This is a genomic window from Ruegeria sp. AB7, from assembly GCF_056542625.1.
On the sequence record NZ_JBQGAC010000014.1, the window covers coordinates 1 to 25,704 of the forward strand.

General features: G+C 57.8%; 24 protein-coding genes and 1 pseudogene. 12 read left to right on the forward strand and 13 right to left on the reverse strand.

Translation table 11 applies throughout. From position 1 onward, the window contains the following. From ACR0EN_RS20655 to ACR0EN_RS20690, 8 genes and pseudogenes are all read left to right on the forward strand, one after another. Positions 1-149, forward strand: a pseudogene (locus ACR0EN_RS20655) (iron-containing alcohol dehydrogenase); the annotation flags it as partial. A 2-nt stretch (positions 150-151) separates the two neighbouring features. Next, positions 152-991, forward strand: a complete 840-nt coding sequence (locus ACR0EN_RS20660; RefSeq protein ID WP_170407899.1) for an EamA family transporter — start codon at positions 152-154, stop codon at positions 989-991. A 178-nt stretch (positions 992-1,169) separates the two neighbouring features. After that, positions 1,170-2,063 carry a DeoR/GlpR family DNA-binding transcription regulator gene (locus ACR0EN_RS20665; RefSeq protein WP_170407901.1) on the forward strand — a complete coding sequence of 298 codons (894 nt, stop codon included), beginning with the start codon at positions 1,170-1,172 and terminating at the stop codon, positions 2,061-2,063. Positions 2,064-2,083: 20 nt separating this feature from the next. Then, positions 2,084-4,123, forward strand: a complete 2,040-nt coding sequence (locus ACR0EN_RS20670; RefSeq protein ID WP_170425335.1) for an ABC transporter substrate-binding protein — start codon at positions 2,084-2,086, stop codon at positions 4,121-4,123. 61 nt (positions 4,124-4,184) lie between these two features. Next, positions 4,185-5,189, forward strand: coding sequence for an ABC transporter permease (locus ACR0EN_RS20675; RefSeq protein WP_170397787.1), 1,005 nt, complete (start codon positions 4,185-4,187; stop codon positions 5,187-5,189). A 4-nt stretch (positions 5,190-5,193) separates the two neighbouring features. Then, complete coding sequence (locus ACR0EN_RS20680) at positions 5,194-6,324, forward strand: ABC transporter permease (protein ID WP_170397790.1); 1,131 nt, start codon at positions 5,194-5,196, stop codon at positions 6,322-6,324. After that, a complete protein-coding gene (locus ACR0EN_RS20685; RefSeq protein WP_170407909.1) occupies positions 6,321-7,319 on the forward strand; it encodes an ABC transporter ATP-binding protein in 999 nt (332 codons plus the stop codon). The genes ACR0EN_RS20680 and ACR0EN_RS20685 overlap by 4 nt, the downstream gene beginning before the upstream one ends. After that, positions 7,316-8,137 carry an ATP-binding cassette domain-containing protein gene (locus ACR0EN_RS20690; protein WP_170819061.1) on the forward strand — a complete coding sequence of 274 codons (822 nt, stop codon included), beginning with the start codon at positions 7,316-7,318 and terminating at the stop codon, positions 8,135-8,137. Before ACR0EN_RS20685 ends, ACR0EN_RS20690 begins: the two co-directional genes overlap by 4 nt. On the opposite strand, the gene ACR0EN_RS20695 is transcribed toward ACR0EN_RS20690, so the two are convergent. Beyond that, entirely contained in the window at positions 8,138-9,235 is a 1,098-nt protein-coding gene (locus tag ACR0EN_RS20695) for an alpha/beta fold hydrolase (protein ID WP_170566570.1), read from the reverse strand. A gap of 97 nt (positions 9,236-9,332) precedes the next feature. Next, positions 9,333-10,640, reverse strand: a complete 1,308-nt coding sequence (gene hslU, locus ACR0EN_RS20700) for an ATP-dependent protease ATPase subunit HslU (protein ID WP_170425348.1) — start codon at positions 10,638-10,640, stop codon at positions 9,333-9,335. 198 nt (positions 10,641-10,838) lie between these two features. Here hslU and ACR0EN_RS20705 point away from each other — a divergent pair, with 198 nt between their 5' ends. Continuing rightward, entirely contained in the window at positions 10,839-11,240 is a 402-nt protein-coding gene (locus tag ACR0EN_RS20705; protein ID WP_480588531.1) for a DM13 domain-containing protein, read from the forward strand. A gap of 105 nt (positions 11,241-11,345) precedes the next feature. Next, a complete protein-coding gene (locus ACR0EN_RS20710) occupies positions 11,346-12,587 on the forward strand; it encodes an MFS transporter (protein ID WP_170397806.1) in 1,242 nt (413 codons plus the stop codon). 29 nt (positions 12,588-12,616) lie between these two features. On the opposite strand, the gene ACR0EN_RS20715 is transcribed toward ACR0EN_RS20710, so the two are convergent. Then, a complete protein-coding gene (locus ACR0EN_RS20715) occupies positions 12,617-12,970 on the reverse strand; it encodes a hypothetical protein (RefSeq protein WP_170425354.1) in 354 nt (117 codons plus the stop codon). After that, positions 12,967-13,524, reverse strand: a complete 558-nt coding sequence (gene hslV, locus ACR0EN_RS20720; RefSeq protein ID WP_170566574.1) for an ATP-dependent protease subunit HslV — start codon at positions 13,522-13,524, stop codon at positions 12,967-12,969. Before hslV ends, ACR0EN_RS20715 begins: the two co-directional genes overlap by 4 nt. A 197-nt stretch (positions 13,525-13,721) precedes the next feature. Here hslV and ACR0EN_RS20725 point away from each other — a divergent pair, with 197 nt between their 5' ends. Further along, on the forward strand, positions 13,722-13,919 hold the full coding sequence (locus tag ACR0EN_RS20725) for a DUF1127 domain-containing protein (protein ID WP_170397815.1): 198 nt from the start codon (positions 13,722-13,724) through the stop codon (positions 13,917-13,919). A 55-nt stretch (positions 13,920-13,974) separates the two neighbouring features. On the opposite strand, the gene ACR0EN_RS20730 is transcribed toward ACR0EN_RS20725, so the two are convergent. Together ACR0EN_RS20730 and ACR0EN_RS20735 are read right to left on the reverse strand one after the other, a co-directional pair. Further along, positions 13,975-14,337: a Lin0512 family protein gene (locus ACR0EN_RS20730; protein WP_170407917.1), complete on the reverse strand. Its 363-nt coding sequence runs from the start codon at positions 14,335-14,337 to the stop codon at positions 13,975-13,977. Then, on the reverse strand, positions 14,334-14,684 hold the full coding sequence (locus tag ACR0EN_RS20735; RefSeq protein WP_170397821.1) for a Lin0512 family protein: 351 nt from the start codon (positions 14,682-14,684) through the stop codon (positions 14,334-14,336). Before ACR0EN_RS20735 ends, ACR0EN_RS20730 begins: the two co-directional genes overlap by 4 nt. A 268-nt stretch (positions 14,685-14,952) precedes the next feature. On the opposite strand from ACR0EN_RS20735, the gene ACR0EN_RS20740 reads away from it, so the two are divergent. Then, a complete protein-coding gene (locus ACR0EN_RS20740; RefSeq protein ID WP_480588534.1) occupies positions 14,953-15,216 on the forward strand; it encodes a hypothetical protein in 264 nt (87 codons plus the stop codon). Between the two features lie 84 nt (positions 15,217-15,300). Here ACR0EN_RS20740 and trxA read toward each other — a convergent pair whose 3' ends face one another. The 7 genes from trxA to ACR0EN_RS20775 are packed head-to-tail and all read right to left on the reverse strand — an operon-like array spanning position 15,301 to position 25,659. Continuing rightward, positions 15,301-15,621, reverse strand: a complete 321-nt coding sequence (gene trxA, locus ACR0EN_RS20745; protein ID WP_170397826.1) for a thioredoxin — start codon at positions 15,619-15,621, stop codon at positions 15,301-15,303. 58 nt (positions 15,622-15,679) lie between these two features. Then, complete coding sequence (gene addA, locus ACR0EN_RS20750; RefSeq protein WP_480588536.1) at positions 15,680-19,039, reverse strand: double-strand break repair helicase AddA; 3,360 nt, start codon at positions 19,037-19,039, stop codon at positions 15,680-15,682. Beyond that, positions 19,036-21,963: a double-strand break repair protein AddB gene (addB, locus tag ACR0EN_RS20755; RefSeq protein ID WP_480588538.1), complete on the reverse strand. Its 2,928-nt coding sequence runs from the start codon at positions 21,961-21,963 to the stop codon at positions 19,036-19,038. Before addB ends, addA begins: the two co-directional genes overlap by 4 nt. Continuing rightward, positions 21,956-22,642, reverse strand: a complete 687-nt coding sequence (locus ACR0EN_RS20760) for a nucleotidyltransferase family protein (RefSeq protein WP_170613061.1) — start codon at positions 22,640-22,642, stop codon at positions 21,956-21,958. Before ACR0EN_RS20760 ends, addB begins: the two co-directional genes overlap by 8 nt. Continuing rightward, the gene (locus tag ACR0EN_RS20765) at positions 22,639-23,643 is read right to left on the reverse strand and encodes a phosphotransferase (RefSeq protein WP_170613063.1); all 1,005 of its coding nucleotides are present in this window, start codon (positions 23,641-23,643) and stop codon (positions 22,639-22,641) included. Before ACR0EN_RS20765 ends, ACR0EN_RS20760 begins: the two co-directional genes overlap by 4 nt. Continuing rightward, on the reverse strand, positions 23,640-24,110 hold the full coding sequence (tsaE, locus tag ACR0EN_RS20770; protein ID WP_170407927.1) for a tRNA (adenosine(37)-N6)-threonylcarbamoyltransferase complex ATPase subunit type 1 TsaE: 471 nt from the start codon (positions 24,108-24,110) through the stop codon (positions 23,640-23,642). The genes ACR0EN_RS20765 and tsaE overlap by 4 nt, the downstream gene beginning before the upstream one ends. A gap of 40 nt (positions 24,111-24,150) precedes the next feature. Then, positions 24,151-25,659, reverse strand: coding sequence for a PAS-domain containing protein (locus tag ACR0EN_RS20775; RefSeq protein ID WP_170819066.1), 1,509 nt, complete (start codon positions 25,657-25,659; stop codon positions 24,151-24,153). Positions 25,660-25,704 lie beyond the last annotated feature (45 nt).

Sequence of the window (25,704 nt, forward strand, 5' to 3'; positions counted from 1 at the left end):
CCATCCCCCGCAATCTCTCCGACCTCGGCGTCACCAAAGCCGCCATCCCCGAACTGGTCCAAGGCGCAATCATCGACCCCTCATGCGGAGGGAATCCAATCCAACTCAACCAACAAAACATCACTGAACTGTTTAAAGTGGCGATCTGACAGTGAGCGCTGAAATCGTTCTCATAATCCTTGCGGCCGCGTTGCTGCATGCGATCTGGAACACGGTTGTAAAAACGGCCGCTGACCGAACGGTCACGCTGGGTCTGGTTGCACTGGGGCATGTTATCCCGGGGGCGCTGATGGTGGCGGTTCTGCCGCTCCCGAATGTCGAGAGCCTGCCATATCTGGCAGGTTCGACCGTTGTTCATTTCGGATATTTCTACATGCTGAATCAGGCCTACCGGCATGGTGATCTCAGTGTGGTGTACCCGATCGCGCGCGGTGTGGTTCCTGCGCTGGTCGCTCTTTGGGCCGTGATATTTGCGGGCGAACATCTGCCGACGCAGGCCTGGATTGGGATCGCGGTGATTGCCACCGGCATTCAACTGTCCAGCTGGTCGGTTTTGAGGCAAGGGGTCGGTAGGGCATCGCTTGTTTTCGCATTGGGAACGGGCTGCTTTATTTCCATCTACTCGCTTGTGGATGGCCTGGGCGTGCGGGTGTCAGGCAACATCCTGAGTTATTGGGCCTGGCATTCGGTTCTGCATATCTTTGTTGTGGGCTTTGTCGCGCTACGACGAGGCGCGCGTGTGCTTGATTTGCCTCTGCGCATCTGGGCGATTGGGATTGCAGGCGGAATGGTGTCGATGACGGCTTACGGCCTAGTGCTTTATGCCAAGAATTTCGCTCCGCTTGGCGTCGTGTCAGCCTTACGCGAAACTTCAGTGATCTTCGCGGCCCTGATCGGATTTCTGTTCCTGGGTGAAGGCAATCCCATGCGACGCCTTCTGGCAGCCGTGATGATGGCTGCAGGCGTGACGCTGATCGCATTGTCGTCATGAACACATGCTGGGATGAGTTGAATGATTCTTGCAAGAGATCTGAAATCCACCTGTCACGCCGCATGAAACTGCAGGTTTGCTGTGCCATGTTGACCGGAAAAGGCAAAAAAACCAAAATTGTCGCAAAAGATTTACATTTATTGTGGATTTTTGCGCGAAAATGTGACCGAGTCTGAAAATGGATGATGATAGCGTAACCATCCCACATCGTGGCCGAGAGCTGCTGGATGTCCTTGCGCGGCTGGGGGGGTCAGCGCGCAACACTCAGATCGCCCAGATCATGGACGTCTCTGAGGAAACTGTGCGTCGTTTGGTCAAGGCACTGGCGCGCGCGAACAAGGTTGAGCGTGTGCATGGCGGCACATTTCTGTCTCGGGCGCAGGATACACCGATGTTTTCGGGCGCGTTGGAGTATAATGCCGACGAGAAAACCAACATCGCCAAGCGGGTCTGCGGGTTGCTTGAGGACGAGATGGTGTTGTTCATCACCGTTGGCTCGACCATGACTCATGTGGCCGAGCAACTACGTGAGCTGCGGGGTTTGACCGTCGTTAGCAACTCTTTGTCAGTTGTCGCATCCCTGGCCGATCACAATGGCACGCGCGCCGTTCTGGCAGGGGGCGAAGTAATCCGGTCCGAGCGAGGCAGTTTTGGCCGTGCGGCTGAAGAACTGGCGTGTCAGTACAGCTATGACGCGGTGATCTGCGGCGCGGATGCACTGTCGCTGGTTGGAGGCGTATTGGCCTCGAACCCGCTGGAGGCGGATCTGACCCGTGCGCTGCAAGGGAACACGCATCGCATGATCGTTGCAGCGGACCACACTAAATTCGGTGCAAAGGCGGCCAACGTGTCTTGCCCGTTCGACAAGGTGACGGATCTGGTGACCGATATCGCGCCACCCGATGCGTTTGCACCCGTTCTCAAGCAAGCTGGGGTCCAAGTGCACATTGCATCGCAATACGATGTCAAATCCGGGCCAGATGAAATAGAGCCCCGGAAGCAAAAAAAGAACAAAGAAACCTCCGAAAGCAAAGCGGGCAAATCGGGCTCTCGGAAACGCAAAACGAAATAAACAAAACCTAGGGAGAAAACATGAAAAAGCTTCTTATGTCTGGTGTGGCCTTTGCCACAATCGGGGGCGCGGCCTGGGCCAATTGTCCTGCTGCAACCGTCGCGGATATGCAGGGCGTCGCAGCCGGTGCTTATCCTCAGCAGTTTGATCTGTCCGAGTTTCAATCAGCTGCAAACTGTACGCTCAGCTTTGCAGAAAACCCGGCTATTGGGGATCTGAACGGCATGATCCGTGGCAATGGCGATCTAGCGGCCGTGGCAGATCGTCTGCCGGCTGACCCGTTGGTCATCGTACCCTATGACTCGATAGGTCAGTATGGCGGTGTTCTGGACGCGCTCTCCAACGCCACAGAAAGCGGCACCTCGGACTTCCTTTCGGTGCGTCACGTCAACCTGTTCCGCTATTCCGACGACCTGCAGACCTTGGTGCCCAACGTGGCGAAATCCTGGGAATGGAACGATGACTTCACCGTGCTTACCGTGACCTTGCGCGAAGGTCACAAATGGTCGGACGGTGCACCGTTCACCTCAGCAGATGTTGTGTTCTGGTACGACAATCTGATGATGGACACCAATGTCATCGCCGAAGCGAAGGATTATGCGCTGGCGGGCGGTGAGCCGATGAAGGTCGAAGCGCTGGACGACACCACCGTCCGCTTTACCCTTGCCGCGCCCAAGCCTGGCCTGACCGAGACATTCTCGTTCACCTATGTGCAGCCCTACCAGCCCAAGCATTTCTTTGAAAAGTTCCACCCGGCGCTGGATGACAACGCCGACGCCAACGCGCAGGCGCTTGGTTATGAAAACGGGTACGAGCTGATCAAGGCCTATTATGGCAACTCGGACTGGATGGATACGCCATCTCCGATGCTGACAGCCGGTGACAAACTGGCGGGTCTTCCCACCGACACCATGCCGACGCTGGAGAGCCATATCCTTGTGAAGGAGAGCACCGAGGGTCGTCACTACGTGGCCAACCCCTATTTCTTCCAGGTCGACACGCAGGGTAACCAGCTTCCCTACATTTCGGAAATGGATGAAACTTACGTTCCGGACGAAGAAGTACGCACCCTTAAGTTGCTGAATGGCGAGGTCGATTACAAATCGCAGGGTGTTAACCTGACATCCGCTCCGGTGCTGCTCGAAGGTCAGGAGAACGGTAACTACACGGTCGAGGTGAAGCCTTCGATCGGTTATCCGGTTCTGACCTTCAACGTGACCGCAGAAGACGAGGCCAAGCGCGCGATCTTTAACGATATCCGGTTCAGAACTGCGATGTCTGTTGCTATGGATCGCAACCAGCTGAACGAGGTTGTGGCTTTTGGTCTGGGAACACCGACACAGTACATCGGCTTCTCGCCACGTCCCGATTTCATCGACGAAAAATGGTCGAACCATGAGATCGAATTCGACGCAGAGCGCGCCAATGCGCTGCTGGACGAAGTCGGTCTTGTCGACAAGGATGGTGATGGCTTCCGCGACTTGCCGAATGGTGATCCGTTTGTTCTGGATTGGCAGTTCTCGACCCAGCCAGCTTCGGCGCAATTGGTGGAACTGATTGCCCAGAACTGGAAAGACGTTGGCGTCAACACCGCGATCAAAGAGGTGACATCCGACGAATTCCGCGCCGCACAAACGGCCAACTCGCTGGATATGGGCCTATGGCTGAAGAGCCAGCCAGCCGGGTCGATCCTCGGGGACAGCGAGATCTGGGTGCCTCCGTTTGATGGCTATTTCGACGTACGTACAGGTATGCTTTGGGCTGAATATATCAGCTCAAACGGTGAAAACGGAGTTGAACCACCGGCTTGGGTCGCGGATCTGAAGGCTGCATTGGACACCTATCAGTCCAGTGCACCCGGCTCTGATGCGTCAGTATCCGCCGCGCAGAAGATGGTCGAGATCATGACCGGCGAGCTGCTGTTCCTGGGTACCGTGAATGCTCCTGCCCCGATCTATCACTCGAACAACCTGCAGAACTTTACCGAGTTCAAAACGCAGTCTTACGAGTTCTATCGGACCTATCCTTACCGCCCCGCCCAGTGGTGGCTGAGCGAATAAGGTTGAGAAGATAAGAAGGTGGGCGCCCGCGCCCGCCTTCGCGCATCCCGCGGGGACAGATATGTTGCAATTCTGCAGATTTGCCGCCACCCGGGCGGTTATGGCGTTGGTCACTTTGGTCATCGTATCGCTGATTGTTTTTTCACTGATGGAACTGGTGCCCGGTGACTGTGCCGAGCGCTATTTGGCGTATAAAAACACCCAAGGGTCCGCGATCACCGTTGCTGACGTTGCAGCAGAACGCGCCCGACTGGGGTTGGATCAACCGTTCCTGACCCGATGGGCCACTTGGTTGTCAGGGGCATTTCGTGGCGATTTCGGCGAAAGCTGCATCCTGCGGGTGAATATTGCACAGCTGCTGGGCGACAAGTTCTGGCTGTCGCTGTGGATCTGCCTTGGCGCTTTGACGCTGGCTTATGCCATTGCAATCCCTGTGGGCATCATTTCTGCCGCCTCGCGCAGTGCGGTACTGAACAACTCGCTGCGGATCGTCAGCTATCTGGGTTTGGCAATGCCGAACTTCCTGCTGGCCCTGATGGTGATGCTGGTTTCAACCGTCTATTTCGGCGAGACTCTGACCGGGCTGTTCTCGCCCGAGTACAAAGAAGCGCCTTGGTCTTGGGGCAAGTTCCTCGATTTGCTGAAACACGCCTGGCTGCCGATCTTCATTCTGGGCTGGTCGGCCACAGCCTTTGCGCTGCAGACCGTGCGCGCGTTGATGTCGGATGAGATCGGGAAGCTGTATGTCACCGCTGCTGCCGCGCGTGGCATTTATGGCCGCCGACTGTTATGGCGCTATCCGGCCCGTCATGCGCTGGGGCCGATCGTCAACAGCCTTGGCTTTGACCTGAACCGGATCTTCAACGAACTGCCCATTGTGGCGCTGATCCTGACATTGACCGAAGCCGGGGCGCTTTTGCTTGAAGCCTTGGCGCGGTCCAATGATCAGCAACTTGCGGGGGCCATCATCTTTCTCCTGACGGCATCAATCGTAACGTTGAATTTCTTCACCGACATTCTGCTTGCGGTGATCGATCCGCGCGTGCGCAAAAGTATCCTCAGGTGACCAGATGACTGCGACAATCGACAACCAAAAGGCAAAAGAAGCCTATTTCACCGCCTCGCAGCGTCAGTTGATCTGGGCCCGATTCAAGAAACAGCGCGCGGCGATGATTGCGGCCACAGTTCTGGTCGTCCTGATCCTGTCGGGCATCTTTGCTCCGTTCCTGTCGCCTTACGATCCGACCGCCGCAGGGCGTGACAAAGACTATCTGAACGGAGCCCCGCAGATTCCAAAATTCTGCGACAAGAATGGCTGCTCGATCCGCCCGTTCCTGCACGGGGTCACCCGCGAACGCTCGTTGGCGACCAATTTCCGCTGGGTCGAGAAAGTGAACGAGGATGAACGCCGATATATCCAGTTCTTCGTTCGGGGCGACAAATATAAGCTGTTTGGAGTCATTCCCGGTAACATCCACCTGTTTGGTGTCGATCAGGGCTATGTTCACCTGTTCGGAACCGACAGTGCCGGCAAGGATATCTTCAGCCGTACACTGCATGCGGTTTGGACGTCGCTACAGGTCGGAACGCTTGGGGTGATGATTTCGTTCGTGCTGGCGCTCGCGATCGGAGGGGTGGCTGGATATTACGGTGGAATGGTCGACAGTGTGATCCAAATGATCACCGATGCGATCCGTACGGTTCCGGCCATACCTCTGTTCATGGCGATTGCGGCCTTTATCCCGCCGGAATGGTCGGCCGAAACAAGGTTCTTTGTCATCACAGCCATATTGGGATTGGTCGGCTGGCCTACTTTGGCACGGCGTGTGCGCACCCATCTGCTGACCGAACGCAATCAGGAATATGTGCTTGCGGCAAAGCTTTGCGGCGCATCACCGGGCCACATCATCCGGCGTCATCTACTGCCCAGCTTCACCAGTTACATCATCGTCGATCTGGTGATCTCGTTCCCCTATATGGTCCTCAGCGAAACCGCGCTCAGCTTTATCGGGCTGGGGCTGAAAGATCCGGTCAACTCACTTGGCGTGATGTTGCAGAATGTGACCAAGGCGGATGTTCTGCTGAATTACCAATGGTATTTCATCCCGGTCATCTTCTTTGTCGTTCTCGTGATGTCTTTCGTGTTCGTTGGCGATGGCCTGCGCGATGCGGCTGATCCTTATTCGGAGACCCGCAAATGAGCTTGATCGATGTCGAAAACCTGTCCGTTCAGTTCAAAACCGATGAGGGGTTGATCACGGCGGTCGAGGATGTTTCGTTTTCACTCGCCCCAGGCGAGGTGCTCGGGCTGGTCGGCGAAAGTGGATCGGGAAAATCAGTGACGGCAAAGTCACTGATGAAACTAAATCCACCCAACGCGATCTATGCGCCGGAAAGCCGGATCGATCTGCATCTCGACAGCGGCCCGGTTGATATCATGGCGCTGAAGCGGCCCAGGGACATGGAGATTGTGCGCGGCGGGGCGATCAGTATGATCTTCCAAGAGCCGATGGCCAGCTTTGCCCCCGCGATCACTATCGGCAAGCAGATGGTTGAACAGTTGCTGATCCACACGGACCTCAGCAAAAAGCAGGCCAAAGAACTATCGATCGAAATGCTGGACCGGGTGGGTATTCTTGAACCGGCGGCCCGGTTCAACCAATACGCTTTCGAATTGTCGGGCGGGATGCGTCAGCGGGCGATGATCGCCATGGCGCTTTCGACCAAGCCCAAACTGCTGATCGCGGATGAGCCGACAACGGCGCTGGACGTGACCATTCAGGCTCAGGTTTTGGATCTGATGAAGGATCTGGTGGCCGAGTTCGGCATGGGCATCGTCTTCATCACCCATGACCTAAGCGTCGTCGCCCAAACCGCCGACCGGGTTGCGGTGATGTATCTGGGTCGGATCATGGAAAGCGGACCTGTGCGTGAAGTGATCCGCCATCCGGCACATGCCTATACGCGTGGTCTGCTGAACGCGTTACCCAAACTCGATGATCTGGACGCACCGCTAACCCCGATCCCCGGCGATATCCCCTCACCTCTGGAGCGGCCATCAGGCTGCGTGTTCCATCCACGCAACCCGGAACTCAAACCCGGATCGCGATATGAAACGGAACGCCCACCCTTGACCGAGGTCAGCCCCGGCCATTTCGCAGCCATTTTCCCCGAAGACGTGCCAGGCCAGCCATGACAAATGCTCTGATCAAAACCGAAAACCTGTCAGTCGAATTTCCCCTTGGTGGCGGGTTGTTTAACAAGCGCACGCTGAAGGCGGTCGACAACGTCTCGATCGAAATCCCGCGAGGGGCTTTTGTTGGGGTGGTCGGCGAGTCCGGCTCGGGCAAGACAACACTTGGCCGCGCATTGCTGAATGCGGTCCCAATCACCAGAGGTGGCGCAAGCTATGATGATGGTGAAGAGCAGTTCGATCTGACCAAAATGTCAGCAACCGATCTCAAGTCCTATCGCCGTCGGGCTCAGTTGATTTTTCAGGACCCTTACGCGGCGCTTAGTCCTCGGATGACCGTGCGTGATATCATAGCCGAACCGCTGGATGTGATGGGCCTGACCGCATCGCGTGAGGAAACCGATGCGCGGGTTCGCGAGATTGCGGGCAAATGCCGGTTGAACCTTGAACATCTGCGACGCTATCCGCACGCGTTTTCGGGCGGTCAGCGTCAGCGGATTTCTATCGCGCGGGCTCTGGCCTGCAACCCGCGTTTTGTAGTTGCCGATGAATGCGTGGCGGCGCTGGACGTGTCGATTCAGGCGGATATCCTGAACCTGCTGAAATCCCTTCAGCGAGATATGGGCCTGACCTTCATGTTCATCAGCCACGATCTGTCGGTTGTGGCCCATACCTGCGATTTTGTGGTCGTGATGTATCACGGCAAGATCGTTGAAAGCGCCCCGACGCGCGAACTGTTTGCCGCACCCAAGCAAGACTATACCAAGCGGTTGCTGGATGCGATCCCATCGCTGGACCCCGATCATCGAATGCGTGCTTGATCAGGGCGCGCTGACCTGCGCCTGTCCGGTCTCGGTCAGCACAATCTCGGTCGCGCCATCTGCGCTGCGCTCGCTGGGTGGGACAAGGACATCGATGCCAGGCCGGTCGGGGCCAAAGGTGTTGCTGACCCGGCGGACCGAACTGAGAATCGCCAGCAGCGCCGGAGACGTCGCCGCCACGAAATGAGATGATCCCGCATCGCTGTTGAATGCAGTCGTGTCGATCACGCTGATCGGATATTCGGCCAATGCGTCGACCGAACTGATATTACCCAACCTCTGACTGTCCGCGGTGCCGCGCAGCCGAGCCGACAGGTTCAGAATCTTGTCCTTCTGGGACACCATCACCACAAACGGGTCGGGCGGGCTCTTGATGCTGTTCATCTGGGATCGGAACAGATCCACATCCAGATCAGGTGAGATCAGGATGACCCCCTCAAGATTGCGGCTTGCCCACCCCGGCTCGCGCAGTTCGGCTTGCCGCATCATCTCCATCGATAGGGCGCTGCCCATCGAATGCGCTATCAGGACGACCCGCTTTACGCCCATTGATTTGAGCAATCTAATGGTCTGTTCCAGCCCGTCTCGGGCAAACAGCATACTATCCAGATCATAGGCGTAACCGGTGCCGCGCGCCTTACTGGGCCAGGAATAAATCAGAATGGTTCCGGGGATACCGATATCATGGCTCAGCTGAGCGGCCCGAAAGGCGGTCTCGGTCTGCGTGGCGTTATACCCGTGAACAAAGATGACCACGTCATCCACGCCACGCAGACGGGACTTCAGATCCTGCGGACCAGAGAACTCGGTAACATCGGCCACGACAAACTGTTTGTTCGGATTCGGGTTCGCGTATGAGAACTCGAGTTCACCCGGCGTGTGCGACGGCGGAATAGAGACGGTCATCTCAAGGTAACGCAATGCCTCGGCACGGTTAGCTCCGTAGCTGCCATCCGGCTCGCGCGCACGGGTAGTGGCGGCAAAGACCGTGGCGGGGGTGCCGACCCTAAGGGCTTCGGGTGTGATCTCTGTGATAGACCGATCCGCACAGGCGGTTAGCACAGACAGCGTCACAATGATGATGAAATAGCGCAGCACGCTCTGCCCCTGTGAAGTTACAGGGCTACGCTACCGTATTCCCGCCCCGCGTCCAGCCTGAGGGCACGACTCATTGGCAAAATCCGGCTGGCACCTGTTACAAAACGTAACGGCTGAGGTCTGTGGATTTTGTCAGCTCGCCAAGATTGTCGTTCACGAAACCTGCATCGACGGTGATCTCAGCCCCTGCCTGATCCGGTGCGGTGAACGAAAGCTCTTCGAACACGCGCTCCATCACCGTGTAAAGCCGCCGCGCACCGATATTCTCGATGCTTTGGTTCACATCCGCCGCAATCCGGGCCAAGGCTGCGATCCCGTCTTCGGTGAAACTGACCGTGACCTCTTCAGTGCCCATCAGGGCAGTATACTGCAGGGTCAGAGCGTTGTCGGTCTCGGTCAGGATGCGTACGAAATCCTCTTCTGTCAGGGCGCGCAGCTCCACGCGTATCGGCAAACGGCCCTGAAGTTCTGGCAGCAGGTCCGAGGGCTTGGCGATGTGAAACGCACCGGATGCAATGAAAAGGATATGGTCGGTTTTCACAGGGCCATGTTTGGTGCTGACAGTGGTGCCCTCGATCAGAGGCAGCAGGTCGCGCTGAACCCCTTCCCGGCTGACATCGCCTCCGCGCGCATCGGATCGGGCGCAGACTTTGTCGATTTCATCCAGAAACACGATGCCGTTCTGTTCGACCGCTTCCAAAGCCACCCGGTTGACGGTTTCATCATCCAGCAACTTGTCGGCCTCTTCCCCAATTAAGGCCTCATAGCTTTCAGCGACAGTCATGCGTTTCTTGACGGTCCTTCCACCGAAGGCCTTGCCGAAGATATCACCCAGATTCATCATCCCCATCTGACCACCCGGCTGGCCCGGAATATCGAACATCGGCATCGGGTTCGTGGTATCTGACAGTTCCAACTCGATTTCGGTATCGTCCAGCTCACCCGCTTTCAGCTTCTTACGGAACATCTCGCGTGTCGCTTCGCGGGCGTCGGTTCCTGCAATCGCCTCGATCACGCGATCCTCGGCGGCCTGATGGGCGCGGGCTTTGACATCCTCGCGCATATACTCGCGGGTTTGCAGGATTGCGGCGTCAGCCAGATCACGCACGATCTGTTCAACGTCCCGACCGACATAGCCGACCTCGGTGAATTTGGTGGCTTCAACCTTGATGAAGGGTGCGCGGGCCAGTTTGGCCAGACGGCGGCTGATCTCGGTCTTGCCAACGCCGGTGGGTCCGATCATCAGAATGTTTTTTGGATAGACCTCATCGCGGATGTCATCTGGCAACTGCTTGCGCCGCCAGCGGTTGCGTAGCGCCACGGCGACGGCGCGTTTCGCGTCTTTCTGCCCGATAATAAAGCGGTCCAGTTCCGAGACAATCTCGCGCGGGGTCAGGTCGGTCATATGTGTTCTATCCGTATGTTTCGCAGCGGAACCTAATCATACGGCGCGAAAACACAAGCCGATCACGAGAAGATCACGGCAACTCACGGGCAGCACACGGAATTTCGTGGTGATGTGAATCGCCAGATGCACAGCGTCTGCGGCATAACCTTTCGCGACGGACTCTGCGTCCGTATGACATTAGGGAGATACCTCATCATGATGACTCGTCGTTCGCTTTTTGTGAAAGCTGCAGCTACCGGCGCGGCCCTGTCTCTGGTCGGCACCACCGCTGCCCTGGCCGGTGGCGCAAAAAAGAAAGGCACATTTGAAGGCCGCTCGAACCACGTCACTACCGGTTCGGTAAAACTGGCCAAAGATGGCGAGCGTTACATCGTTGAACTGGGCGACGACTTTTCGCTGGACAACGGCCCCGACCCGCGTGTCGCATTTGGTAAGGACGGCACATACGCCCCAGACAGCAAACTGGGCGCGCTGCTGCACCTGACCGGCAAGCAATCCTATGCCGTGCCACCAACCATGGATGTCTCGGGCTACAACGAAGTTTACATTTGGTGCGAGGTTGCCGGCGTCCCGCTGGGCGTTGCTTCGTTGAAGTAATCACACCCTTCAGGGGTCGGGCTTTCCGGCCTCTGACACGCCGTTAGGTGACAGGGCAACTGTCTGTTACACTCGCCCCAAGATATTGGAACTGGGGGCGTTTTCATGACCAAGATTGCCAAGATCACCCTGCTGTTTGTGGTCTTTGTTGACTTGATCGGACAAGGGCTGGTGTTTCCCATCATCAACTCCCTGATCATGGAAACGAAGTCCGGCTTCTTGCCGGAAAGCACGGCCATGGGCACAAGGCACTTTTATTATGGTCTGGTGATCGGCTGCTTCTTCCTGTCTTGGTTTCTGGGGGTGGTCTATGTCTCGAAAGTTTCAGACTCTATTGGGCGCAAGAATGCTCTTCTGGTCTGTTTGACCGGGGCGCTGGTCGGCTACGCCCTGACCATCGCAGCGCTTTATCTCAACAGCCTGCTTCTGCTGATCATTGGTCGTTCAATCACCGGGTTTACGGCTGGAAATCAGCCCATCGCACAAGCGGCAATGATCGATGGCAGCACCGACGCTGCCGACCGCGACCGCAACATGGGTTATATTGTGACCGGTGTCAGCTTTGGCTTGGTCGGAGGACCGATCATAGGCGCGGTTCTGTCCGATGCAGCCTTATTGGGCAGCGCGGCGACATTGAAAACGCCTTTCTACGGGGCGTTTGTACTGGTCCTGATTGCAATCTTTCTTGTGACCGCGTTCTTCAAGGATACCAGAACCGAGCGTGAACCTTTTGTTTTCCGCCCACGCGACATCACCGACAGTCTTATTGCTGTGCGCGAGCACCCGCTGGTTCTGAAGATCATGCCAGTTTACGCCCTGTTCATGGTCGCCAACGTTACTTTCTATGTATTCGTCGACAACTTCCTGACCAGCGCGTGGGGTTATGGCGTAATAGGGGGCAGCATGGCGATGGTGGTCATTGGCGTTGCGCTGGCCTTTTCCAGCACCTTCCTTGTGAAACCAGCGCAAGAGAGGTTCAGCAAGCACCAGATCATCTACACCTCATTGGTCACCATGGTGATCTGTGGCTTTGCCTTCGCATTCAGCCCCAGCGGGGTGCTGAGCTATATTCCGGTCTTTTTCTTCTACTTCTTCTTCGGCGTTTCTTACCCGACGCTGCTGGGCCTGTTCTCATCCAGCGTTGCCGAAACGGATCAGGGCTGGGTCATGGGAGTGACCACAGCCGTGTTCTGCCTAGCAGGCGGTATCATGTCCCTGATCGGAGGCGGATTGATGAGCATCGACATCCGCGTCCCCTACTACATCGTCATCGTCACTGCCCTGATGGGCCTGATCGGGATGCATCTGAGGTGGAAGGGGAAAGAGATCAAAGCGCTATTGGCGTAAAGAGCAGCCGATAGAGCGGAGGGGGTCACCTACTCCTGCTCTTCCTCAATTTCTTCTTCGTCAAGTTTGCGCTGGCTTTCCTGTAATGGCGCGCGCTCGATCAGTGCCCAAATTTCCTTTTTGGTCTTCTTTGAAACAGCGCCTCTGGCTTCCAGCTCGATCAATAGCGAGCGTGTCTGATCTTCGGTACAGCCAATTGTTCTGCTGAGCCGTTCCAGAGTTTTGAACTTGTATTTGGTATCCCTCAACATGGACTCAAGCAGCTTCTTGCGAGGCTCTTTCCATGTTTTGGCGTGCTTCCGGTTCCGATATTCCTCAAGCACAATCGGCCCAACAATACCGCCAATCAGCCCACCAAATATCGCTGCCAGAACCGCACTCATGACCCGATCGTCTCAACCGTCAGATTGCCGTTGGTATACACGCAGATATCCGCAGCAATTGCCATAGCTTCACGCGCTACATCCTCGGCTGGTTTGTCGCTATCCATCATCGCACGGGCCGCCGCCAGGGCAAAGTTGCCGCCCGACCCGATTGCAGCGACGTTGTGTTCCGGCTCAAGCACGTCCCCTGCCCCAGTGATCACGAGCAGATCCTCGCCGTCGGTCACAATCAGCATCGCCTCGAGCTTCTGCAGATACTTGTCGGTGCGCCAGTCCTTGGCCAGCTCGACCGAAGCACGCGCCAGTTGGCCGGGCGTCGCCTCAAGCTTGGCTTCCAGACGTTCCAGCAGCGTGAACGCATCCGCCGTAGATCCGGCGAATCCGGCGACCACTTCGAACCCGCCCGGTGTCAGGCGACGCACCTTTCGCGCAGTGCCCTTGATCACGGTTTGGCCCAGGCTGACCTGCCCGTCCCCGGCGATGACAACCTGCCCGCCCTTCTTGACGCCAATAATAGTGGTGCCGTGCCATCCGGGAAAATCGCTGTCTGCCATGAATGCCTCCGTTATCCGTGCTGCCATATATGGGCCGGGCACGGGTTCTGCGCAACCGGTTCTAAAACTGCCCAAAAGATATGCAGTAAACGCAAACCGGGGCTGTTGAGTCAGCATTTGTGAGACTCAGCCGCCGGAGTTACATGAGGCTTACAACCGACAACGGGTCGGCTGTTTCTGTTAAAAGGACTAAGCACATGGCAAACGCAATCGCAAAAACCCATGCGCCGCGCGGAGCAGTCACCATCCTGCACGCAGTGGACGCATTCTCTCATGCATTCGAAAACGTTGTCGAATGGTACAAATCATATCAGACACGCAACGAACTGTCGCAACTGAGCGACGAGCAGCTGGAAGACGTCGGGCTGACCCGCGCTGATATCTCCAAGTTCTGATCCAGGATTTGAACACTTATAAGATGAGCCGCTCGATTGAGCGGCTTTTTCTTTTTCAGCTTTCGACGAATTTACCTGCGAGATCAGGCAGATAAGCCTCAACTGCAGCAGTGGCTACGACATGCCGGGTACCCGCCTCGGCATCCTCGACATCCAGTCCCCCTTTGACCGCCCGAACCGAGGCGCGGCCCCGCGGCAGATCCGAGGCGACAAGATCACAATCAACCTTCTCAGGCTGCTGAACGCCAATCGTGACCTCAACGCGCATCTCCTCATGGCTGATGCCCAGTTTGGAAAACAGCGTGATGGACGAGTGGTGCAGCGCGTCCTGAACAGCGCGTCGCGCGGCCTTGGTATAGTCCTGACCATACAGATCGTTGCCGGTCCCCATCTCCAGAATAATACGTTTTTCCGTCATCGGGCGGGCTCCATATCAAATGAGACAACGATCGCGGCGTTGGCGATCACCGTGCGACCTTCAGAATGGGGTTTGTCGATATCCAAGCCACCATGTGTGACCGTGATGTTGGGCTGGCCGTAAGGGAAAATGGCCTTCAACGCCTGCGAATCCACCCGGTCCGGTTGCTGTACACCGATTTCCGCGTCGATGATCATGGCCTCTTTCGGGAATCCGAACAATTCCGCCATATTGACCGAGTTATGCCAGAGCGCATCCTTGAGCGCGCGCAGCGCTGCTTCGGTATAGTCTTCGCGCCGAAGCGACGTACCCATACCGAATTCCACCAATACCCGAGTTTTGGGCATGTCGCCTCCTTATTCCTGATGACCCGACAATCTGCACGAGTTCTTGCGAATTGAAAGAACCAGTACAGTGAACTGCATCCGGCCAAACCACGAAACCCGAATGTTTGGTGTGTACCGCCGCTATCGACTAGAATTCTGTCTGTTTAAGCACACGATCTATGAAAGGTTTGATTCCATGACGTATTTTCGGCTCATGTCATCATTGTTGTTGTTTGGACTTCTGGCGCCAAGCGTATCCGCTGAAGTCATAGAAAACAAAGCGAAATTTATGAACATGATCGTTGATAAGAAGCTGGTTCAGGGCGAAACCTGGGTGACTATTCACAAGGACGGCACGGTTGAGGGCAAAGGCCCGAAAGGTGGCAGTATCAGCGGCACGTGGGAGTGGAAAGACAGGTATTATTGTCGGAGAATCGTGATCGTCGGTGAAGTGATGCCCCACGACTGTCAGGTGGTTTCAATCGCAGACGACACCGTTACATTTACCCACAAGGACGGCGCGGGAGTATCGGTGAGGTGGACCATCAAGTGAGTCTAAACTCTTGTCACGCAGTGGCTTTCACAAAAAAAGGCGCCCAATGCGGGGCGCCTTTTTGCGTTCGAACAGTAGCGAAGGTCAGATCGACTCGTCGATCCAGCTTTGCAGGGCCGCTTTCGGGGCCGCGCCAGCGCGGTTCGAAACCACCTGACCGTCTTTGAAAATGAACAGCGCCGGAATGCCGCGCACGCCCATGGCCGCGGCTGAGTTTGGGTTGCTGTCGACATCGACCTTGGCAATCTTCACCTTGCCACCATATTCGCTGGCCAGCTCTTCCAGGGCGGGGCCGATCTGCTTACAGGGGCCGCACCACTCGGCCCAGAAATCCACCACGACGGGGATATCGGAATTCTTGACTTCGGCGTCAAAGGTGTCGTCGGTAACGGCTACGGTCGACATGTCTGTCTCCTGACTGGGAATGCTTGGGCTCAGAACCTAGGTGCGGCACCGTGCAAGGTCAAGATATAGGGTTCGGTGTCAGGGCGTCCGTCACCATATCGTGTGGCAACCACATCAGGTGTGCGGTTCGCGTCCACAAGATAGCGGTGCGGATACTGTGATTGGGATAGATTTGCGACAGGGCATGGGCGTAGGCCGCCATCTGGCGCAACAGCCCTTCGGGGCAGGATTCTGGCCCGGTCGGAACAGTCGCATTGGATTTGAAATCAATTACATGCACCTCTTTATCCGTGATAATCAGCCGGTCGATGACCCCATGCATTCGTGTGCCGTTCAGATCGGCAGAGACCGAAACCTCGGTCAGCGCATCCGAGCCAAAGACCGGTTTCAGATATTCTGCCGTCAGCACCGATGTGGCCTCAGTCAGCAGATCTTGCCGCTCAACATCTTGCATATCGGCCAGAAGCCGTGCGCAAAGCTGCGGCCATTGATCCTGTGCGGCAGCAGGAAGATGTTCGAGCAACAGGTGCAGCTGCGATCCGCGTCGTTTCGCCGCCTCTTCATCCTGCCCCGCATCTCCGGGCAAGGCCTTCGCACCCCCTAGATCAGAGGGGCTGAGCGTTTCGGCTGGCGCGGGTGCATTTGGCGCGGGGTGGTCAAAAAATACAGGCAAATGCTGTTCGTTGTGCGGGATGCTGCCCTGTTCAACGGCAGACAAAGCCTCCCAATCTCCATGCGCCAGTCGAAGGGTCTGGGTGCCGGGCACCTGAGTAGCCCCTGCCCGCGCCATCGCGGCCTCAACCATCTGATACCAACTGTTGCCATCCTTGCCTACATCCCCGGCGGCCGCCACTATTAACCACTTTTCTGCCCGTGTTAGAGCCACATAGAGCAGCCTCAGCCGCTCATTCTCCTCGCGCGTTCTGGCTTCTTGGCGCGCAGCTGCGATCAATGCAGGTGAGGCATCAGAAGGCACTTTCCACAACGGAGTATCGCCCGCCATCATGATCTCGGCATCTCGTGGTGGCTGTCGTTTACCAGTGTCCGGCAGGATTACGATCGGTGATTCCAATCCCTTCGAGCCATGAACGGTCATCACCCGGATCATATTGCCGACTCCGCTCATCTGGCGCTTGATCTCCAGATCGTCGGTTTGCATCCAGACCAGAAAACCGGTGAGGCTTGGGATATCTGTCCGTTCATAGGCCAGCGCCTGCGACAGTAACGCGTTGATACCATCCTCAGCCTCGGCCCCAAGCCGACCCAGCAGTTTGCGTCGCCCGTCATGGCGCGTCAGGATACGTTCGATCAGATCATAAGGACGCAGAAAGTCGGTTTGACCGCGTAGGTCGTTCAGAATCGCAAGCGTTACCGGGAACTCCTCGGCACGATTGCGCAACGCTGCCCATAGATAAGTTTCCTCCCTGCGATGAGCCAGATCGAACAACTGTTGTTCCGTCCAGCCAAACAGTGGGGATTTCAGGACTGTCGCCAGGGATAGGCTGTCTTCGGGTGTGGCCAGAAAGCTCAGCAAAGCAGCCAGATCCTTGACCGCCAATTCCGCGCCCACCTTCAGGCGATCCGCCCCCGCGATGGGCAGGCCCTCGCTTTTGCAGGCGCGAATGATCTCGGCAAACAAGTCCGAGCGGCGTTGGACAAGGATCAGAAAGTCGCGGGGCTGCACTTTGCACCGGACAAATGTCCCCGACGCATCGCCATCATCGGGAATGGTGGCGCCATCCCTGATCATATCCTTGATCGACCGGGCAACTTGTTCTGCCAGAATGACGGTGTGATGCCGCGCGCCGGGTCGATCAACGGGATCGGTCCAATCGCTGTCATCCTCGTCTTCAACCTTCTCGATCACCGGCCATAGGTCGACGCGCCCAGGAAGATCGGCCTTGAATGCCCGGTGTAAGGCATCCTTGTGGAACCCGGCCTCTACATGGTTTTCGAACAGTACATCGACCAGCCCAAGGATCGCGCTGGACGAGCGGAACGAATATTCCAGCGTTGAATCCCACAGTTTAGAGCCTGATTCTCGAAGTTTTCGTCCAAATTCGGCCTGCATCTGGTCAAAGGCTTGCGGGTCGGCACCTTGGAAGGAATAGATTGACTGTTTCTTGTCGCCGACCACAAAGATCGTGCGTTCAACTCCGGATCGGGCCCCTTCCCCGCTGGTAAATTCCTGAGCCAATTTTTCGATCACGTCCCACTGATCTGGGCTGGTGTCCTGCGCTTCGTCCACCAGAATGTGATCGATGCCACCGTCGAGCCGGTACAGCACCCATTCCGCCACCGCTGGGTCGTTCAGCACCTGACGTGCGCGCAGGATCAGGTCATCAAAATCCAGCCAACCCCTCACCTGCTTGCACCGCTCGTATTCCGGAAGGAAGGCCGCGGCAAAGCGATGTAATACATGGGTTTTCTGGGCCGCAACCAGCGCCAGTCGTTGTTCCCGCGCGGCTTCGACCCGCAGCATCAGGGCCTCGAGCTGGGGCATCCGATCTGCCAGCACCCCTTCACGCAGCGCCTTGGTTGGAAAGCTGTTGAGTTTTGCGGCAAAGGGCTCTTTCGCACCCTTACCCGTCAATAGGACGTTTTCAAGTATCGTCAGTTTGCTGAGCCGGGCGTCGGTAAAGCCGACAAGCTTGTCGGCGGCCTTGGCATTGTTGCCTCCGCTTTCCGAAAGCGCGGGTAAAATGGACTGGATCAGTTCGACCTCACCGCCCAGAAACACGTTACGCAGCAGGACCTGTTCATCAAAACCTTCGGGCAGATCAAACCGTTGCAGAATGTCCGGCCATTGCAGCACATGTTCAAACTGATTTCGTTTCTGCGCAACAGCGGCAGTCAGTTTGTCAAAACCGGTATCGGTGACAAAGCGGGCAACGTCTTCGATCAATTCGGCCTGAGGGCCGTCGGCAAAACTTTCAATGATCTCTTCGCGCAGCAACGCCGCAGCCCGGTCTTCCATTTCGGAGAACTGAGGGCTGACCCCCGCCTCAAGCGGGAACCGTCGCAGCAGCGAAGCACAGAAGGAGTGTATCGTTTGGATTTTCAGGCCACCAGGCGTCTCAATAGCGCGGGCAAACAGGGTCCGTGCTTGCGCCAACCGGTCGGGATCGATCACGCCCGGTACGCCAAGTTCGACCAACTCAGACTGAAGGTCGCCGTCGCCCAACATTGCCCATTTGCCAAGACGTTTGAACAACCGGTTCTGCATCTCGCTGGCCGCGGCCTTGGTATAGGTCAGGCACAGGATATGCTGCGGCTGTACGCCATCCAGCAACAGCCGCGCCACCCGGTCGGTCAGCACCCGGGTTTTGCCCGAGCCCGCATTGGCCGCCAGCCAGGTTGAGGCGTCCGGGCGCGCGGCCTGAACCTGCCGTTCGGTGGCATCATTGCGGGGGGTCATGTCAGGTCCTCCGGTTCGGTTTCCGCCGAACGATCCCACTCGCCGAACCGGGCGAGGTGATCATAGTCCCCTATATCTGTGTCCTTGTGCAGCATCCTGCGTGAAGAGAACCCCTGATCAGGCTCTAAATAAGCTGAAATGAGCTCTTTCAGTTCGGCCAGCACCTTGTCGGTCGGCTCTTTTTGCAGCGGTGCGGGCACTTCTTTATAGGTGCCGCCCATGCCAATGAAGATCGCCTGTGCAACGGGAAGCGGATCGAATCCTTCGATACCGCCCTGCTCGGCCATTGCGGCCTCGATCAGCAGTTGTTTGTCGAATTTGGCTTGCTGACTTTCCGTTGGCGGAGTGCCCGTCTTGTAGTCGATGATACGCAAAGCCCCCTGCCCGCTTCGATCGATTCGGTCGGCACGTCCGGCAATGGTGAAGTCCAGCGGCGTCAACGCCAGGCGCATCCCAACCTCAAAAGCCACAGGCCCGCCATCGGTTCGGCGCTGAATCTCGGCGGATAGAAAGCTATCGGTAATCCGCTCTAGCCGCGCCAGCCACAGCTTTCGGGCAGTTGGCCAGGCAACGTGGTCGTCCAGCAGAGCTTTGGCGCGTTTCAGGAAATTTTCTCGGGTCAATAAAGCCGGATCCAGAACGCTGTCACGCACGAATTGTTCCATCACCTCGTGGATGACGATACCGCGTAGCAGGGCATCTGGCGCCTGAACCAGCGGATCCAGTTGTCTCAATCGCAGGACATGTCGGGCATATATGGCGTACGGATCGCGGATCAGGCGTTTGATTTCGGTCACCGATAGCCGCCGTGGCCGCGCCGCGACGGGTGGTCGTGGCGACGGGCGGTGCGCGGGTGCGATTCGGGGTGCATGTTCCAGCATCTCTGCCCAATCCAGCCACCGTTGGCCCCGCGCTTGCATTGCTTCTAACGCCCTAGTTCCACCCTGTTCAGGCAGGCCTTGCAACAGGTTGGTCATGCGGTTCAGCCAACGGGATGGTACGGTTTCCGCATCATCCGAGCGGGTAGCGCGGGTCAAAACCACCTCTGCCGCACCTGCCGCCTGCTGGAAGTCATGCGCGGACAGGCCGATCCTGCGTTCGGGCAGTAAAAGACCGGCCTCATTGCGCATCTGACGGTTCAGCCAGGGGTCGGGCGCCGCAGCCTCGGGCCAGCTGCCTTCGTTCAAGCCAGCCAGAATTAGCAGATCCGCACCCTGAACGCGCGCTTCCAGGGTGCCCCAGATCATCAGATGCGGGTGAGGTGCATCACGGTCGCGGACTTCTTCACCTGCCAACAACGCGCCCAGAAGGTCGGCAAAGTCATGGGCGGTCATCGCACCGCCATGCTGTGCTTCGGCTTCCAAAGTGGAGATCACCGCAAGCGCCTTCTGGCCCGCGTTCTTGTCCCACAATGTGCCAGATTCACCGGTTGCACCTGCCGAGATCATCTCGGCCAGCGTGCGAAGCCGGGCGACCCAGTCCGGCAGTGGCTGTTCGGTGGGGTCGTATTGATCGCAAAATGCCTGGGTAACCCAGCGGACCCAGTCCTCGGGCGCTTCAGTACGAATGGCGAAAGCGGTCAGGCTGGCGCTGTCGGGAAAGGGCGGGCCATAGCGACGCAGGCCAAGCTCAAGATCGCGGGTATGCAGCAGGTGGCTGCCCCGGTCGCCCCCGTCATGGCACAGTGGGTGTTTGAGCAGCGTCAGCAGAGCCTCGCCATCCAGGCGGCGCGCGAACAGCCCGGCGACATGGCGTAGGAACCGCCCGGGCGGAGACAGCTGCAGTGGCAGGCCCGCGCTGTCATCGGGCAGGATATTCCACCGGTCCAGTGCGGCGCTGACCTGCCGGGTTAGCATCCGGTCGGGGGTGATTAGCGCGGCGGTCTGGCCGGTCTCGGCCGCTTGCCGTAGGCGTAGCGCAATGGCCAAGGCCTCGGCCCGGGGCGAGGGCGCCTCGATCAGCGTCACATCCTTGGTCGCACCGTTCAGGTCGGGCAGGAGCGGGCCTTCAGTCATCCATGCGTCGGTGACCGGGGCAGGGCGCAATGCAAGCGAAATCAGCTTGTTACGGGCAGGTGAAGGGGCCTGATCCGTGGTCCATGGCCGGATTTGATCCGGGCCAAGCCCTAGCCCAAGCATCAGCTTGCGGAACCGGTATTGAGGATGATCCTCAGATGTCAGCGGGTTATCCAGATTGCTCCAAACATGTTCTGGCTGGTCGAAATCATAGCCAGGCAGCACCAGCGCCCCCTGAGGCAGACGCGCAACCGCCTGCATCAGCATCAGGGTGGTCCCGCGAGACCCGGTAGAGCCTGCCAGAATGACAGGATGTTCGGGCGGCGACGCCTCCCAGCGCGCGATCAGGTTCTCGACCACGCGCCGCTGTCGGGCCTGCGCATCCAGCGCGTCCGAACCGGATTCCATGAACTGATCGGCGATGCCGATAAAGGCCTGCGCCCGTGCCCAATGGCCGGACATGTCGCTGACATCCAGTTGCCTGATCGCATCGGGCGAGACACCTTCCCCCTGCATCTCGTCGATCAGCCCGGCCAGACTGTCAGACAGATCGAACAGCGAGGACCGGGCCGCCAGATCGGGTTGCTGGTCCAGTAGTTTTGCGATCAGCTGCGTCAGCTCCAGCCTGCGACGCAGAGGCGGGATTGCGGGTGGGATCTGCGCCAGATCGGCGCTTTCGCCAAGATCTGTGACCAAAGAGAGGCGTGGCAACAGGCAAGCGGGACCTTGATCAAACAGATCGCGCACCCGGCGCGCCATCCGGCGGGTGTTGATTACCAGTTGTACCCGGGCCAGCGCATCGGGCGGCTGCCCCTCAAATCGCTCATGCAGACCGTCAACCAGCACCTTGGGGAAATCCGCGCCCGGAGGAATGGCGAATACCCGGGGCAGGGCGCTGGGCTCAAACATCGGCAATCAGCCCCTCGGCCAGATCAATACCCTCGGGACGCCCCACATCGCACCAGCGACCGGGGTAAGACAGTGCGAACAGGCGCTTTTGCTGCAGCATTCGATCCCACAATACGTTCAATGAAAACACGTCCTCAGCGATGTCATGTAGCCCTTCGGTTTTCAGAATTTGTACCCCGCCGTAAACAAGACCGGCACCGCGGACGATCCGCCCTGTGCTGTCCTGAGTGAAGTCACCAGGGCCTGTGTGGCCAAGGGTTTGCCCAACTGGAACGCACATCAGCAGCGCATCCATTTTATCCGGATTCCAATGATCCTTCAGTAAATTCAGCGGGTTGGGCCCAGCCCAGATCGCGTCGCTGTTCAAGGTGAATACGGGATCGGATCCAAGCAGAGGTAGCGCTGCGCGCAGCCCACCACCAGTATCCAGAATGCGCGGTTCTTCCCGCGATATCATAACGTCGCAGCCCGCCAGATGAACAGCCAACTGATCAGCGTGGTAGTGCAGGTTGGCAACAACCCGCAGCGGCCTGAGCGCATCGACCAGATCCAGTGCGTGATCAATCAGGGGTCGCCCGGCCACCTCGATCAGCGGTTTGGGCCGGTCTTTGGTCAGGGCACCCATGCGAGTACCAAAGCCCGCGGCAAACAGCATTGCAGCTTGGGGGGGGCCGGTCATTGCGCCCTCAGCTTTTCCAGGTTTTCGGGGCTTGGGGCGGGCAGGGCGCTGCGCAACAGGTCTGCCACCGGCACCAACGCGGGATGTTCGAGATCGCGCATCAAATGTGCCCACGCAGCCGGGATCAGGTCGACGTAGTGTGGCTTTCCATAATCGGTCGCCAGCCGGGCAAAACCGCCCAGAATGCGCAGGTTACGCTGTGCGCCCAGAACAGCATATGCGGTGCGGAAATCATGCCCATCGACGCCGGTTGCGGTGATATAGCGGTCGATCATCCGCATCTCGATCCCGGCGGGCACAGTCCGACGCACATCCTGTAGCAGTGACATCAAATCATAGGCGGGATGCCCCAGCATCGCGCTTTGGAAATCCAGCAGACCGACACGCGCCAGACCTTCGCGCTCGGGCAGCCAGATCAGGTTTTCTGCGTGGTAATCGCGTTGCACAACAACCCGCGTTCCGCCGGTTTCCCGGTGCAGGATATCCGCAAAGCGCAGCTCGAACCGGGCGCGGGCCTCGTCGTCGTGCGATCCAAGAATGCCTTGTGCATATTTCGTGAACGACAGCGCCGCCAATTCGGTCATCATAGCGGGGTCGTAACTGTCGAGCGAAAGCGTCGGCGCCGCGTGAAGATGGACAAGCACATCGGTTGCGGCGTCATACAGCGTGCGCTCAAGCGTCGGATCGTCCCGCAAGACGCGTGCGAACAGATCGTCGCCCAAATCTTCGAGCAACAGAAACCCGTATTCGCAGTCCTCGGCGTAGATTTCCGGCGCACTCAACCCAATGGAACGCAGGTATTTCGACAAACGCACGAAGGGTTCAACAGCTTCGCCCTTGTCGGGCGGAGCATCCATCAAAACGGCGGTCCGGCCGGTGGCAGGGTCGGTCAGACGCTCGTACCGGCGGTTCGAGGCATCACCTGCCAAAGGCGTATGCCGTGCGCCGTTCCATGGTGTCTGCGCGATCAAGGCTTCTGCCAGAATGGCCCGGTTCGTCATTGGATCCCCTCCAGCTTGGCGTTCCATTTCGGGTCTGTCCACGACATCTTAAGTTGTCGCGTATCTTGTTCGTTGGCGTCTGTGGTGAACCGGATCAGTAAGGCCGGCTCTGGCGTCAGAGGACCCAGCTTTTCAGGCCACTCGATCAGGCAAATGCCGGCGTCGAAGGCGTCGACCAGCCCCAGCTCTTCGATCTCTTCCACGGCAGAAAGACGATAGAGATCTGAATGCCAGACCTCACCAAGCTGCGTCTCGTAAACCTGAACTAGAGTAAAGGTCGGCGAAGGCACATCTTCGGGTGCGGACAGAAGAGATTGGATCAATGCGCGTGCGAAATGGGTTTTGCCGCTGCCGATGGTACCTTCAAGCAGGATAGTATCGCCAGACTGCAATGCGCCACCCAGTTTGGTGGCAACTTCAGCAGTGTCGAATGGGGATTTCGAGGTCAGAGTCAGCGGTGCGTTCATGGCGTCACAATGAACCTGCGCCGGGTCGGCTGCAACCGGTTCAGGCGCTGATTTTTTGTATTTCCGTGATGTTCCTGACCGGGTTGTCCGAGGCGAAACGGACAATTGTTGCCCCGTTTTGCATGGGGCTGACCGTGCAGTTCAAAGAGCCGCCGGATTTTAGGATCAGTTCAGCCGACCATTCGGCCCGATTCTCTCGCGCGGTGACGAATTCGCGGATCTCGCCAAGGATCGGCGTGGCGGTGCAGTGCTCCTGCCATTGGCGTGTGATTTCCAGCACCGTTGCTGGTTCGAATCCTACTTCGCCGCTGTCGCCCCACAACACCTGATAGGCGTAATTTGTGATCGCCAGCGAACCGTCATCCGAAAACACCGCGATGGCATCAGCCAGCTTGTCCAGAATGGATTGCATAAGGTCCGTTTCAGCGCGGAACCGTCGGGTCAGTGTGATTTCGGCGGTGATATCTTCGAACAGGAAAGCCACGGCCCCATCGGGATGCGGGCGACCACTGACGGAATAGACCGATCCTGATGGCAGCGACCAGGTTTCCTGATAGTTTCCGTCCTGTGCCGCCTCCAGAAGGTCGTTCATCTGGCGCCGCCAACTGCGATAGTTCTTAGGCTCGGGCATCATATGCTGGTCGCGAAGCCGGTCAAAAAAGCTGGACAGGCTTGGGCGCAGGCTCAGGAAGTCGGGTGGCAGGGTGGTCAGATCGATCAGCGCTGGATTGAACAGGGCCAGTTGCCGGTTGCGGTCAAAGATCGCCAGACCAATGGAGAGCTGCGCGAAGGTCTTGGTCATGGTCTGCACAAACTTGCGCTGCGCTGTCTCGGCTTCGACAATTGCGTTGATATCAACCGCGTAACACAACTGATCCTGTTCGTGCGCGACCCGGGTCAGATCAAACCAAAGCTTGGCGCCGCTGTCCCGGACCGGGATCGAGACGCGGGTTTTTCGGCTCAGCTGCGCCTCGTCCTTGTGAGAAGGAAACAGAGGGTCCGTCAGATCGGCATCCGGTCCCGCGATCTTGCGAACCAACCGTACATAGGCCGCATTGCACCAGCCCACCTTGTCACGGTGATCTATCAGCCAAACAGGGTAGGGCGCCTGCTCCATCGCCAAACGAATTGGATCGCGTTGGTCACGGCGTGGCGCAGGGATGGTCCCCGTCAGATCACGTAATTGAACCCGAATGATACCATCGATCCATTCGCACAGAACCTCGCGCTCGACTGTGCAGTCGATGGCTGAAACGGCGATGTTGCCCCCGGACCGGACAATCTCGGGCGTTTCGGGGAAAGCGGGAAAATCACGTTGCAGCAAACGCCGCAGATCAGCCCAGTTGCTGACGGATTCGTAACCTGCCAGCGCAATATCGGAATGGCTGATCAACCGGTCGCCATCGAACAGGAAGACAACATCGAACAGCGCTCCGGGCGCTGACAGCCCGAAATCTCTTGTTTTGGCCTGATGGCGTGGCAAGAGCCACAATATCGCAAAGCTGGCCGAAACCACACTGATTGCGGCCAGAACGATCCATTCGGCCATTGCTCCAACCCCCGGGTAAAACGTTTGAATCTATATGAACAACAA